This window comes from Desulfosporosinus nitroreducens, from assembly GCF_023897015.1.
GTDB lineage: Bacteria > Bacillota > Desulfitobacteriia > Desulfitobacteriales > Desulfitobacteriaceae > Desulfosporosinus > Desulfosporosinus nitroreducens.
The window spans coordinates 332,101-345,314 of the sequence record NZ_JAMHFY010000001.1 but is presented as its reverse complement, the minus strand read 5'-3'; the positions used below and the strand labels follow the sequence as shown (position 1 = coordinate 345,314).

The window sequence follows — 13,214 nt, the reverse complement described above, 5'->3', positions numbered from 1 at the left end:
TAAGGAGTGAGGAAGAAATGTATACAGAAAAAGTAATGGATCATTTTACAAATCCACGCAACGTTGGCGAAATGGAAAATCCAGATGGTGTCGGTGAAGTAGGAAACGCTAAGTGCGGCGACATTATGCGTATATATTTAGATATCGAAGGGGACATTATCAAAGACGTAAAATTTAAAACCTTTGGCTGCGGAGCTGCAGTCGCAACTAGCAGTATGGTTACGGAAATGGTCAAGGGAAAAACGATTGACGAAGCTATGGTAATCTCCAATGCGGCAGTAGCTGAGGCATTAGGAGGCCTTCCAGAAACTAAAATGCATTGTTCTAATCTGGCCGCAGATGCACTTCATAAGGCCATTGGGGACTATCACGATAAACAGCAAAAAAAGGAATAGATGAAGAATGACTCAAACTACAAAACCTAAAGTGGTTGTGGGTATGAGCGGCGGCGTGGATAGCTCCATGGCCGCCGCTTTGCTCAAAGAAGAAGGATATGACGTGATTGGGGTAACTATGCAGATATGGGAAGCAACGGGTCCGGAAGTCGAGGGGGGTTGTTGCTCGAACTCGGCTATTGACGATGCCAGGAGAGTTGCCTTTATATTGGGAATTCCCCATTACGTCATGAACTTTCGTTCGTATTTTAAGGAGACTGTAGTAGATTATTTCACGCAGTCTTATTTGTATGGTGAAACTCCCAACCCATGCTTGGCATGCAACAAACACGTAAAATTCGGGGAGATGCTCCGCAAGGCCCGTGGATTAGGAGCGGAGTTTATAGCAACCGGCCATTATGCTCAAGTGTTACGAGATCCGAACAGTGAACGATTTCTTTTAAGTAATAGTGCAGATGCGCGCAAAGATCAGACATATGCACTGTACATGCTAACCCAGGAACAGCTGGAACATACTCTTTTTCCTTTAGCAGAATATCAAAAAGAGCATGTGCGGGAAATGGCTAGAGAGCGGGGCCTAGGGGTTGGAGATAAGCCCGAAAGCCAAGAAATTTGTTTTGTGCCAGATGATGATTACGCGACCTTTGTGAGGCAGCGATTAGAGGTCCCGATCAAGCCGGGTGATTTTGTAGATCTTGCTGGAAAGAAATTGGGCCGGCATGAGGGGATTATTAACTTCACAATTGGGCAGCGAAAAGGCCTGGGAGTCACCTTTGGTAAACCAATGTTTGTGGTAGGGCTGAATCCTGAGCGCAATGAAGTTGTTCTGGGCGAAGATCGGGATGTGTATACGGATACGCTTTGGGCAATCGATCTCAACTGGATATCGATACCCGATTTAACTGAACCATTAAAAGTTAAGGCCAAAATTCGTTACAATTCCACTGGGGCTCCAGCGACAATTTTCCCTGGCGAAATAGGGTCTTGTTATGGTGTGATGGTACGCTTTGATGAACCACAGCGCGCAGTGACTCCAGGACAGGCAGTCGTCTTTTATCAAGGAAATTTAGTGGTTGGCGGGGGGAAGATTATTTCTGATCCTCGCGGCCGAGATCGCGGGTCGAAGTAAGTTCTTCCTTCTCGCCATCCATGGCTACAGGGACACTTGGCCATCCTTGGCCTGCGCATGCATAAAGTTTGGTTTAGGCGGGCAGAGTATAGATAGAAATTTTTTTAGCGGAGGTGGAAGAACAAATGAGACGCTCACGTGAGATTGTCGGATTGCCAGTGTTGGATTTAAAAAGTGGAAATTCAATTGGTTGGGTACATGATCTGGTGCTTGACAATGAAAAAGATGAGGTTGTCGGAGTTCTTCTTGAAGGCGGACATTTCTTCCACTCAGCTAAAGGTATTCCTCGGAAGGCCATTGTAACGGTTGGTAAAGATGCCCTGACTGTTAATGAAAAAACAGTAGAAGAACTTAAGGGGACAAGATGGTCTGACAAAGTAGGTAATGAAGTCTATACTCAAGGTGGAGACGCTAGAGGCACGATTGAAGATGTTTTCCTCGATGACACCATAGAAAAAATGGTAGGGTTCGAGGTATCTGACGGGCTCTTCGCTGACCTTCTTCACGGTCGGGGGACGATTCTAAAGCCGCATGTCATGATTGATGGGAAAGATATCTTAATCGTTGATAACCAAGTATCCCCCTTGGATCAAGCAAATGAAGGGGGAATGCGATCATGAATTGTCCAGTTTGTGGTGGAAGAGCCATTGGTAAAGTTGGAGTCGAGCAGTTTTACTGTTGGGATTGTTGCGTTGAATTTGCGACTCAAACTGATAAAGTAGTAATTTACGATTTGGCCGAAGACGGCTCTTTGGTGGCTTGGGATGATCCAAGCCTCAATCCCACTGTTTCTTGTGCAGATGAAGTAATTCCGATTTAATGAAAAAGGAACGATGAATATTAGGTTTTAAAAAATGTGGTATTCATTTTTTGCGAAGAATAGAAAAGTGTTGATGCGACGCAGTATGAATCCTTCAAAAAGGGTAGGCACCTGTTTGTCAAGAATATGAAACTATTTCACTAATGCTGGATTAAAAAAGCGCGCATCGCGCGCTTTTTAGTTTGTCTTTAGTCCGTTTCTAAGAGCGTGCTTCGTTGTTCAGGGAAATACATAAGTTCATTCTGTCCCAGATCTTCGAAAGGAAGTGTACTCTCACGGTTTATGAAATTTAAAAATTGGAAATGGATTTTTACGGGAACGTGTTTGCTGTTGGGAATACTAATTCTCTTCCGGGTGAGGGCAATATTAGGTCCGTTTTTCCTTGCTTTTGTGCTGGCGTACTTGTTAAACCCTCTGGTTGTTGTGCTGGAACGGTATAAAATTAGCAGAAATAGAGCTATTGCGATTGTTTTCATCTTAATTATTGCCTTTTGTGCCACTGCCATTTTCCTTATTATCCCAATAATCTATAATGAACTAAGTAAATTGTTGGTTATTTTGCCTCAGACGATTCAGTCGATTACGGATATGATCGAAGAGTTTCGGAATCAGTTTAAGGCAACAGGGTTACCTAATCGAGTTGCGATTGTCTTAGATGAACATTTAATTCAAGGGGAAACAATGATTGCTGATCGGCTTAACCAATTTCTAGATAACTTGCCAAAGGCACTGTCTTCAGTGACTCTTTACATGTTGTCGCCGGTTATTGCCATTTACATTCTGGCAGACTGGAAAGGCTTAGGGGAAGGCTTTTTTCGGATTATCCCTCAACGCTGGAGGATGGAATGGCGACGGTTGTGGCAAGACATTAATCATGTCGTAAGGCAATTTGTTCGAGGAGATTTATTCGTAGCAGTGATCGTAGGGATAATGATCGGTATAGGGGTAAAACTTGTTGGCATGGATTATGCTCTGTTGATTGGCCTTGTTTGCGGAATTTTTGACCTAATTCCCTATTTTGGGCCTGCAATTGGGGCAGTTCCAGCGATACTATTAGCTTTAACTCATTCTCCGGTGATGGCCTTAAAGGTTACCTTGGTTATTTTCTTTGTGCAACAGCTTGAAGGGAATATAATATCTCCTAAGCTTATGGGCGAGAGTGTCGGACTTCATCCTCTTTGGGTTGTTTTTGCACTTCTAGCTTGTGGAGAAATTGCAGGGTTCTGGGGCATGTTCTTGGCTGTCCCTTTAGCTGCGGTCATTCGAGTACTGTTTAAACATATTTATTTCAGGCTGGTGTCTACGAAAGTCTAATCTAGTTGACAAATAAGACATTCCCTGTATATACTTTATAAACAATGGAAATTTTATATTACTATCATAATTACGTCAGAAAGTACCGCTCAAGCCCGGTAAGATACAGGGTGATCCCGAAAAAATCTCGTCCCTGATTGACAAAGGGAGAGATTATTTTTTTATACCAGTCGGAAGGGATAATTTGACTGTTATTTCTTGATTGAATTTAAAGGGGTGTTCATATTGTATTCAGGCAATGAATTAAGGGACATGTTTCTTAAGTATTTTGAGGCTAAAGGGCACAAAATTCTGCCTAGTGCTTCGCTTATTCCCAAAGATGATCCGACATTGTTGTTAACAGTGGCGGGCATGGTTCCTTTTAAACCATATTTCCAACGTCAGGTTGAACCTCCCTTTCCACGGGCTACGACTGCTCAAAAGTGTGTTCGAACCCCGGATCTCGAGGAAGTAGGGAAAACTGCTCGTCATCATACATATTTTGAAATGTTGGGAAACTTTTCGTTTGGAGATTACTTTAAAACGGAAGCAATTCCCTGGGCTTGGGAGTATATCACCAATGTCTTGAAAATCCCGGTTGAAAAATTGTGGATAACAATATATCCCGAAGATCAGGATGCCAAACAAATATGGGAAAAAGCAGGTGTTAAGTCCGAGCGAATCGTAGGTGATCCGGAGAACTTCTGGGCGGCTGGTCCGACAGGTCCTTGCGGGCCTTGTTCTGAGATTTATGTCGACCTGGGTGCAGCCAGAGGGTGTGGTAAACCAGGTTGTGCTATAGGGTGTGATTGTGATCGGTTCTTGGAAATATGGAATTTGGTCTTTATGCAATATAACCGTGATGAAGCAGGCGTATTGACCCCACTTCCAAAGCAAAATATTGATACGGGGATGGGCCTGGAGCGGATCGCCTCTGTGATGCAGGGTGTGGAAACCAATTTTGACACGGATCTATTCCGTCCTATTATTGATCATGTCGCAACCTTAGCTGGAATCAAATATAAGGATAATGCTAAAAATGACTTAGCTTTAAAAGTGGTTTCAGATCACGTTCGAGCGGTTTCATTTATGTTGTCCGATGGAATTCGGCCAAATAATGAAGGCAGAGGATATGTCCTTCGTCGTATATTGCGTCGGGCTGTTCGGTTTGCTAAACTCTTAGGGATTGACAAACCCTTCTTGGAATCCGCCTTTCAAATTATACAAAGGGACTATGCCCACGCCTATCCGGAGCTCAAAGAGAACGAGAACTTTATTCTCAGTCACTTAAATTTAGAGGAGAAGAACTTTCAAGCAACTTTAGAACAGGGCACTCAGTTATTGCAGGAAAAGGTCAAGGAGCTTATCAAACAAGGGGAGACAGTGTTAACTGGAGCCGATGCTTTCTATTTGTATGAAACCTACGGTTTCCCTGTAGAGTTAACTGAAGAAATGCTGGAAGAACAAGGGCTGTCCGTAGATATGCTGACCTTCCAGACCGCTTCTGAGGAACATCGTCTCCGAGCGAAAGAACAATCTCAGCAAATGCGTGCTGTGGTCGAGAGCCCGGAACTTATAGAAAGGGCTAAATCCTTAGGAGCTACACCCTTTGTTGGCTATGACAAAGTTTCTTTAACGACTCGAATTGAAGGCCTGTTTGTCAATGGCAAAGAGATGCAGGACGCTGGTGAGGGGGAAGAGGTTATGATCTTCCTTTCAGAGACTCCTTTCTATGCAGAAAGCGGAGGGCAGGTGTCTGATGTGGGTGTAATCCGAACATCCCGTGCCGAGGCGCGCGTGCTTGAAGTCAAAAAAGGTGTGACAGGAACCCTTTATCATCGGGCTGAGGTTAAAACAGGGGTATTACATGTCGGGGAATCCGTAGAAGTGGAAATTGATAATTTTGACCGGCTGGCTACGACTCGTCATCACAGCGCGACCCACCTTCTTCAGACTGCTTTGCGCTCGGTTTTGGGGGACCACGTTCAACAAGCAGGGTCATTAGTGACTCCTGAACGTCTGCGCTTTGATTTTACGCATTTTTCTCCAATGACACCGGATGGTTTAAGGGCAGTCGAGGGGCTGATTAATGAAGCTGTGTTAAAGAATATGCCGGTTAAGGCGACAGAAATGTCTTTAAAGGAAGCTAAACAAAGCGGAGCAACGGCACTTTTTGGAGAGAAATATGGAGAAACTGTCAGGGTTGTAAGTATGGGGATGTTCAGTCAAGAATTGTGCGGTGGGACCCATGTTAACAGCACAGGAGAAATCGGACTTGTAAAAATCCTTAGCGAAGGCGGAATAGGGGCTGGCTTGCGTCGGATTGAGGCAGTTGCCGGTCTTGAAGCCCTGGCATACTTCCGTTCCCTTGATGAGCAGGTAATGGAAGTAGCCCAGAACCTTAAAGCACAACCTTTAGAGGTTGGGAAGCGTGTAAATGGTCTGATGACCCAGGTAAAAGACCTTGAACGTGAAATCGGACAACTCCAAGCAAAGCTTGCCAAGAATGAAGTTGGAGGGTTATTGAGTCGGGTTGTGGAGGTCGATGGAATTCAGGTCATAGCTGCCCAAGTACAGGCGCCGGATATGGAAGGTCTTCGTCAAATGGCAGATTTAATTCGAGACAAGATGAAGTCTGGAGTTATCGTCTTAGGTGCTGTAAGCGAAGGAAAGGTTAACTTTGTTACAACTGTTAACCCAAAAGGTTTAAGCGGGCTTCATGCAGGACAGATTATAAAGGAAGTAGCCAAAATTACTGGCGGCAGCGGTGGCGGTAAGCCAGACATGGCACAGGCCGGCGGTAAAGATCCCAGTAAATTGGGTGAAGCTATAGATCGAGTTCCAAATCTTATCAGAGAATTTCTTAAAAAATAGAGGAGAATCATACTGAGAGTAAGAATATCTAATTCAAGTTGAAAAAGCCGTATACGAAAAGGCGAAAGGTGGACAGGGAAATGGATCGAATGGAAGAAACCATGATGTTTAAGGCTGTAGGAGATGAAACGATTTCAGCCCACGATATATTGCAGAAGGTGTATGCCGCGTTACAGGAGAAAGGGTATGACCCGATCAACCAAATGGTGGGTTATCTCATGTCTGGCGACCCTGTATATATTACCAGCCACAATCAGGCGAGATCGATGATTCGTAAACTTGAACGCTTTGAGCTGATCGAAGAACTGGTTAGAACCTATTTGCAAGAAAAATAGTAATGTACTTTGAACCCTCACTAATGTGGTGAGGGTTTCAACTTTAGAGCGTACAGTGCGAAATGAGTGCATGCACTAAAGGAGTTTTAAAATGCGTCAAGTTAAGCTTGGCTTGTGGGGAGCAGACGTTTCAGAGGTTTGCTTTGGAAGTCTGGCAATATCTCCGTTGCAAGGCCGTGTAACAGAAGCGGAAGGAATCTCTGTTCTGCGCTATGCGCTTGAGCAAGGGGTTAATTGGATTGATACTGCAGAAATATATGATAACTATGGGCAAATTGCTGAAGCCATAAAAGGACATCAGGACGCTCGAATCGTCAGTAAATCGTACTCTGTCACTGCCGAAGAAATGAGCCTAAGCATAGAGAAGGCGCGTACTGCTCTTAATCGGGATACCCTTGATTTTTTCTTACTTCATGAGCAAGAAAGTGCTTTAACCTTGAAAGGACATCTGGGCGCTTGGGAAGAACTCTTGCGAGCAAAGGAAAAGGGTATAGTTCGCTGGATCGGCATTTCGACGCATGCTGTTGCGGGAGTCAGGGCAGGTGCGCTGTTACCCGGTCTTGATGTGATCCATCCCATCTTAAACTACCAAGGTCTGGGGATTATTGATGGCACCTTAAGCGAGATGCTGGATGCTATTTCCTTTGCATCTGACCTGGGTATAGGGATTTATGCTATGAAGGTTTTTGGGGGCGGGCATTTAGCAAGCGATCCTGAAAAAGCCGTAGCCTTTGTCCGAGGTGTTTCAGGCGTTCAGAGCATGGCTCTGGGAATGTCCAGCCAAGAAGAAGTGGATTATAATCTCCTCTTGTTGGCAGATAAAGAAGTCCCAGAGGAGTTGCAGAGAAAGGTCAAGCATAGGCAACGGAAACTATATATTGCAGATTGGTGCCAGGGGTGTGGGCTTTGTTTGGAAGCTTGCCCCCAGGGTGCTTTAAGTATTGAAGAAAATATATCGGTAGTTGATGCCAAGGCTTGTGTACTTTGTGGGTATTGCGGAAGGGTTTGTCCCCATTTCTGTTTAAAAATTGTCTGAAGTATTTCTTGATTAAAAGTATATTCAGGGCCAGATGTTGTTAGATTAAGGAGAACTTATGAGTTGGCTGTATTTGATTTTAGCAATTATTTTTGAACTTTGTGGCACTACTTTAATGAAACTTTCCAATGGGTTGACAAAAATTGTTCCTGCAATAGGCATGTTTGTCTCATATTTTTTATGTTTTTGGCTGTTATCATTGGCTTTAAAAGAAATTGAAGTAAGCGTGGCATATGCAATATGGTCAGCGGTAGGGATAGTGGTTATTTCTGTAATAGGAATAGTTTTTTTTAACGAAACAGTTAATACCCTCAAAATAGTTTCTATACTTCTAATTGTGGCTGGAGTCATAGGATTAAATTTAAGTGGTTTAAAGCATTAATGCATATTTATGACTAAAAATAGTTTTAATTAAAAAACTATGAGTCAACTTGGAGGGAATACTGTTGAGAATTATGGGGTTGGATTTTGGGTCGAAGACGATTGGTGTGGCGATGAGTGACGCATTATTTTGGACGGCCCAGGGAGTTAAGACGATTAGACGCTCCAAGAAGGAGCTAGATGAGTTGCGTGAACTTATACGGGAGTATGAGGTTATGGAGATAGTCATCGGGTATCCTAAGAATATGAATGGAACGCTAGGGCCTCGATGTACTTTGACCGAGGAGTTCGCTGAGGTTTTACGTGCCGAATTTGGACTTGAAGTCAAGTTGTGGGATGAGCGTTTAAGTACTGTTGCAGCCCAGAGGACTCTTATAGAAGCGGATGTGTCGCGCTCGAAGAGAAAACACGTTATAGACAAAATGGCGGCCGTATTTATCCTTCAGGGTTATCTAGACAGTCGGCAAAATAAAAATAGTTAAGGGCAATATTTGACAATCATTACCTACAATAGTACAATGACAATATTCTTTGATAAGAGGTGAATCATATGACTGACCATGAACATAACCATGATGAGCATGACGCGGAAGAGTTTGATACTGTCATTCTCACAGATGATGAGGGAAAAGACCATGAGTTTCTTCATCTAGACACTTTGGAACTAGAAGGTTCTACATACTTTGTCTTGATGCCTATCTCTGAGGACGAATCAGAAGAGGATGAGGCTATTATCCTTAAACTCGGTAAAGATGCTGAAGGCGGCGAAATGTTGCTTGACATCGAAGACGATGAAGAATGGGAAAAAGTGGCTGATGCTTGGGAAAACCTGGTGGAATCCGAAGACGAAGAATAAGGTGGACTAATTTTATCCCGTGTATATTTGGGAATACTAAGAACTCGCTGAAAAATAATTCAGCGAGTTCTTTTATTTTGCAGTCTAGAAATTATTAACTCCACCTAATGGAGGCACTCAAATTTCAACATCTTTATTCGAGGTTTGGCAGTCAAATTTTGATCATGAATAAAATTAATTATTGAGATAAACAACAACCTCCGCGGAAATACTAAAGTTGAGAAAAGAGGAGGTGTTGAAGATAAAGTACTTAGAAAAAGTAAGAATACGAGATCTTTTTTTTGCTGGGGCTCTTTTTTTACTCATTTTATTAAACGGTTGCAATTCTTCAAACCCTGCTCCTGCGCCTGATAAACTTTCTGAGGATGCACAAGATAGTAATCGAGTTGAAGTAACTAATAGAATTATTTCGGATGGGACCAAAATTGACGATTTGGATTTAAGTGGCACTCCATTGCCTGAGGCATCCGTAAAGATAGAAAATTGGGCAAAGGACAAGCTGGAAGAAACGCGTGTACTGTTGTACAATGATACAGAGATTCCTGTAACTCTAAGTGACATAGGGATTGAGGTGGATACTCAGAAGATTATTGAGGAGACACAGATTAATCCCGGAACGGCTCTGCCCAGTGTGTTAAAAGTGGATTCATTAATAGCAAGTCAAGAGCTTCAGGAAAAGCTTAAAAAGTTTAATAGACCAGCCAAAGATGCTTCTTATAAGATTGAAAAAGATGCAGTAGTCATTCAGCCGGGGGAGAGTGGGCGGACGGTCAATGTCGAAAGCTTGATCAATCAAATTCAAGAATTTCCTCTAAATGATGTGCCGGCACGGATCGTCATTCCCATGGTAGAAGTTCCGGCAGCTGTTACTACTGAGTCTGTTAAAGCCTTAGCATTTGATGCAGTCATCGGGGAGTTTTCTACTAATTTTTCAGTTAAAGAAAAGAATCGTTCTGCTAATTTGACGGCTGCTGCTAAAGCGTTGGATGGCAAAGCGCTTCTTCCCGGAGAAACTCTTTCTTTTAACGAGAAAGTTGGTCCGCGTGAGCCAGAAACAGGATATAAAGAAGCTTATATAATTGTTAACGGCGAGTACGTGCAAGGAACCGGAGGGGGCGTATGCCAGGTGTCTTCGACTCTGTACAATGCCGTATTATTAAGTGATTTAGAGATAGTGGAACGCAAGCCTCATGCGGTTGTCGTTAGTTATGTACCATCTGGTCAAGATGCGACCGTTAATTATCCCAACATTGATTTTAAGTTTAAAAATAATACCAACAGTTTAGTCTATTTGCGCACAGAGGTAAAGCCAGGAGTTCTGACGGTTAGGATTATGGGTAAGAAAACGGATAAAACCGTCCGAATTGAACGGCAAGTGGAGAGAGAAATAGCCTATAAGACAGAAAGGCGACTAGATCCCAAGTTGCGCAAAGGACAAGTCATTCGGGAACAAGCCGGTTCTAAAGGGATTATTGTCAATACGTGGCAAATTATTCGGGATGGGACTGGCAGTGAGACTAAGAAGTTTCTGGGTCGTGATTGGTATGCTCCGACAAACCGCATATTACGTGTAGGGACTTAAAAGAGGATCTCACTGGAATAATAGAAAGAGAGAGTGAGAAATGGCCAGAAAAAAGAAGACCATAGGCATATTTACGTGGATTGTTCTTTTTGCATTGGTCGGGGGCGTCGGATTATTGTCTTGGTGGAATTGGGCTAAAATGCCCTACTCCACGTCAGGAAACACAGAAAAAATCACGATTGTTTCCGGAACAACTGCAGGGCAATTAGCCGAAGAGTTACAAGAGCGTCATCTAATACGCAGTGCGTGGATGTTTAAGTTTTTAGCTCGTGAACGTCAAGAAGATTTCAAGCTCTATGTTGGGGATTATCAATTAGCCCCTGCAATGTCCCCGAGCGAAATGATAAATCGCTTAATTGGTCGCTCAGTTGCCTCAGATACTAATCTGGTGACCATCCCAGAAGGGTATACTACGAAACAAATTATGGAACTCCTCATCCAAAAAGGAATAGGCAGTAAAGAAGAGTATATGAAAGTTGTTACGGAAGGTGAGTTTCCCTATTCATTTTTAAAGGATGCCCCTATAGGGGTTCACCGCTTAGAAGGATATTTATTTCCTAATACCTACGATATTCCTGTAACCACAACTCCTCATACCGTCATTGATTTGCTTCTTCGACAATTTGAGAAAGAGCTGACGCCAGAAGTACAGAATCAACTCACTGCAATGAAACTTACCGTTGCTCAGTGGGTTACCTTAGCCTCTCTCATTGAAAAAGAGGCAGTGAAAGAAGCCGATCGACCATTGATCTCTTCAGTGTTAATGAATCGATTAAAGATTAACCAGCCCCTTCAAATAGATGCTACTATTCAATTCTTGCTCGAAACTCCAAAACCGAAACTTTCTTACGAAGATCTTCAGATTCCCTCTCCATATAATACTTATCTCCATTCAGGATTTCCACCGGGTCCGATTGCCAGTCCGGGACATGCTTCTCTGCAGGCGGTATTAAATCCGGCCCAAACGGAGTTCAGATACTATGTGGCCAAAAAGGACGGCTATCATGTATTTGCTAAAACCTATGCAGAGCATCTGAAAAATGTTAAAGAGTATCAGTGAGATAATTGGTAGATTTGTTCCACGTCTTTGTCACCGCGGCCAGATATATTGACGATGAGAATTTGCGCAGGACTCATTGTTGGGGCAAGCTTAAGTGCATAAGCTACGGCATGTGCGCTCTCCAGAGCCGGGATGATGCCTTCAGTTCGGGAAAGCCGATGAAAGGCATCAAGAGACTCATCATCTGTAATGCTGACATATTCTGCACGGCCGATGTCCTTAAGATAGCTGTGCTCGGGTCCAACACCGGGATAGTCCAGACCGGCTGAAATGGAGTGGGTGGCAAGAGGCTCTCCGTTTTCGTCTGCCATGACGTAACATTTAAAGCCGTGTACGATTCCGGGAGCTCCGGCGGTGAGGGGAGCAGCGTGTTTGCCAGTTTCCAGCCCCAGACCAGCCGGCTCAACTCCTATGAGTTTAACAGAGGAATCATTGATAAAGTTCGCAAACATGCCTATAGCGTTGCTGCCGCCTCCAACACAGGCCATGACAGCATCAGGAAGTTTACCTTCGGCTTCGAGTATTTGCTGGCGTGCCTCCCGGGAGATAATCGCTTGGAAGTGTTTCACAAGGGAGGGGAAGGGATGGGGACCGACAGCAGATCCCAGCATATAAAAAGTATTCTCATAGTTCACGGCGAAGTCCCCTAAGGCTGCATCCACAGCATCCTTCAGAGTACGGGTTCCAGATGTGACGGGGACTACTTTGGCTCCCAATAGTTCCATTCGGAAGACATTAAGAGATTGGCGCTTTGTATCTTCTTCTCCCATATATATGACGCATTCCATGTCAAAGAGGGCACAGGCTGTTGCTGTGGCCACGCCGTGTTGTCCTGCTCCGGTTTCTGCTATGACCCGTCTGGCACCCATGCGTTTAGCAAGTAATGCTTGGCCAAGGACGTTATTGATTTTGTGCGCACCGGTATGGTTAAGATCCTCTCGTTTGAGGTAGACTTTAGCCCCTCCTAATTGGTGGGAAAGCTTTTTTGCATAGTAGAGGGGATTGGGGCGGCCTACATATTGACGGAGATAATAGTCGAGTTCTTGATTGAAGTCAGGATCATCCTTATACCTTTCGAATGCGTCGTCTAACTGATTTAATGCGTTTTCTAATTGAGGAGGGACAAAACTTCCGCCATATTCACCAAAATAACCCTTTTCCATAATAAATTCCTCCATCTCATGATTTTAATATTGGAAAACTAAAAAACTTTCCGCCCTTCAAAGGACAGAAAGTTAATTTCTATATGCCACCTTTTTGTATGGGATCTACATATAGTAAGATACCCATATTCCAAGCTTAGATACGGAGCAGGATGCATTTCTCGGCAACAAATAAGCAGATGCGGAGAGTCGACCTCTCGATATCCGTGTCTCTGTAACGGGAAACCCCCGGTATCACCTACTGATGCAAAAGCATGTTCGGATTACGACTCTGAGATCCATTCGGTCTG

At 43.7% G+C, this 13,214-nt stretch carries 14 protein-coding genes; 13 read left to right on the top strand and 1 reads right to left on the bottom strand.

Going from position 1 to position 13,214, the window contains the following annotated elements; translation table 11 throughout:
- Window positions 1–17: 17 nt before the first annotated feature.
- The 13 genes from nifU to mltG all read left to right on the top strand — a co-directional run bounded on the left by nifU (window position 18) and on the right by mltG (window position 11,761).
- Window positions 18–395 carry a Fe-S cluster assembly scaffold protein NifU gene (gene nifU / locus M8E35_RS01920; protein ID WP_252467041.1) on the top strand — a complete coding sequence of 126 codons (378 nt, stop codon included), beginning with the start codon at window positions 18–20 and terminating at the stop codon, window positions 393–395.
- Between the two features lie 7 nt (window positions 396–402).
- Window positions 403–1,524 (top strand): tRNA 2-thiouridine(34) synthase MnmA, encoded by a 1,122-nt coding sequence (mnmA, locus tag M8E35_RS01915; RefSeq protein WP_252467040.1) that lies wholly within the window; start codon window positions 403–405, stop codon window positions 1,522–1,524.
- A 125-nt stretch (window positions 1,525–1,649) separates the two neighbouring features.
- Window positions 1,650–2,144 carry a PRC-barrel domain-containing protein gene (locus M8E35_RS01910; RefSeq protein WP_252467039.1) on the top strand — a complete coding sequence of 165 codons (495 nt, stop codon included), beginning with the start codon at window positions 1,650–1,652 and terminating at the stop codon, window positions 2,142–2,144.
- On the top strand, window positions 2,141–2,344 hold the full coding sequence (locus M8E35_RS01905) for a YrzR-like zinc ribbon domain (RefSeq protein WP_252467038.1): 204 nt from the start codon (window positions 2,141–2,143) through the stop codon (window positions 2,342–2,344). Before M8E35_RS01910 ends, M8E35_RS01905 begins: the two co-directional genes overlap by 4 nt.
- 282 nt (window positions 2,345–2,626) lie before the next feature.
- Window positions 2,627–3,658 (top strand): AI-2E family transporter, encoded by a 1,032-nt coding sequence (locus M8E35_RS01900; RefSeq protein WP_252467037.1) that lies wholly within the window; start codon window positions 2,627–2,629, stop codon window positions 3,656–3,658.
- 225 nt (window positions 3,659–3,883) lie between these two features.
- Window positions 3,884–6,511: an alanine--tRNA ligase gene (alaS, locus tag M8E35_RS01895; RefSeq protein WP_252467036.1), complete on the top strand. Its 2,628-nt coding sequence runs from the start codon at window positions 3,884–3,886 to the stop codon at window positions 6,509–6,511.
- Window positions 6,512–6,591: 80 nt separating this feature from the next.
- Window positions 6,592–6,846 (top strand): IreB family regulatory phosphoprotein, encoded by a 255-nt coding sequence (locus tag M8E35_RS01890; protein WP_252467035.1) that lies wholly within the window; start codon window positions 6,592–6,594, stop codon window positions 6,844–6,846.
- Between the two features lie 91 nt (window positions 6,847–6,937).
- Window positions 6,938–7,882 (top strand): aldo/keto reductase, encoded by a 945-nt coding sequence (locus tag M8E35_RS01885; protein ID WP_252467034.1) that lies wholly within the window; start codon window positions 6,938–6,940, stop codon window positions 7,880–7,882.
- Window positions 7,883–7,940: 58 nt separating this feature from the next.
- A complete protein-coding gene (locus M8E35_RS01880; protein ID WP_252467032.1) occupies window positions 7,941–8,264 on the top strand; it encodes a DMT family transporter in 324 nt (107 codons plus the stop codon).
- Window positions 8,265–8,328: 64 nt separating this feature from the next.
- Window positions 8,329–8,745, top strand: coding sequence for a Holliday junction resolvase RuvX (gene ruvX / locus M8E35_RS01875; RefSeq protein WP_252467030.1), 417 nt, complete (start codon window positions 8,329–8,331; stop codon window positions 8,743–8,745).
- A gap of 68 nt (window positions 8,746–8,813) precedes the next feature.
- Window positions 8,814–9,119, top strand: a complete 306-nt coding sequence (locus M8E35_RS01870) for a DUF1292 domain-containing protein (protein ID WP_073030387.1) — start codon at window positions 8,814–8,816, stop codon at window positions 9,117–9,119.
- 232 nt (window positions 9,120–9,351) lie between these two features.
- Window positions 9,352–10,701, top strand: coding sequence for a VanW family protein (locus M8E35_RS01865; RefSeq protein ID WP_373887410.1), 1,350 nt, complete (start codon window positions 9,352–9,354; stop codon window positions 10,699–10,701).
- A gap of 40 nt (window positions 10,702–10,741) precedes the next feature.
- Window positions 10,742–11,761 (top strand): endolytic transglycosylase MltG, encoded by a 1,020-nt coding sequence (gene mltG / locus M8E35_RS01860; protein ID WP_252467027.1) that lies wholly within the window; start codon window positions 10,742–10,744, stop codon window positions 11,759–11,761.
- Here mltG and trpB read toward each other — a convergent pair.
- A complete protein-coding gene (gene trpB, locus M8E35_RS01855) occupies window positions 11,755–12,924 on the bottom strand; it encodes a tryptophan synthase subunit beta (RefSeq protein WP_252467026.1) in 1,170 nt (389 codons plus the stop codon). The genes mltG and trpB overlap by 7 nt on opposite strands.
- Window positions 12,925–13,214 lie beyond the last annotated feature (290 nt).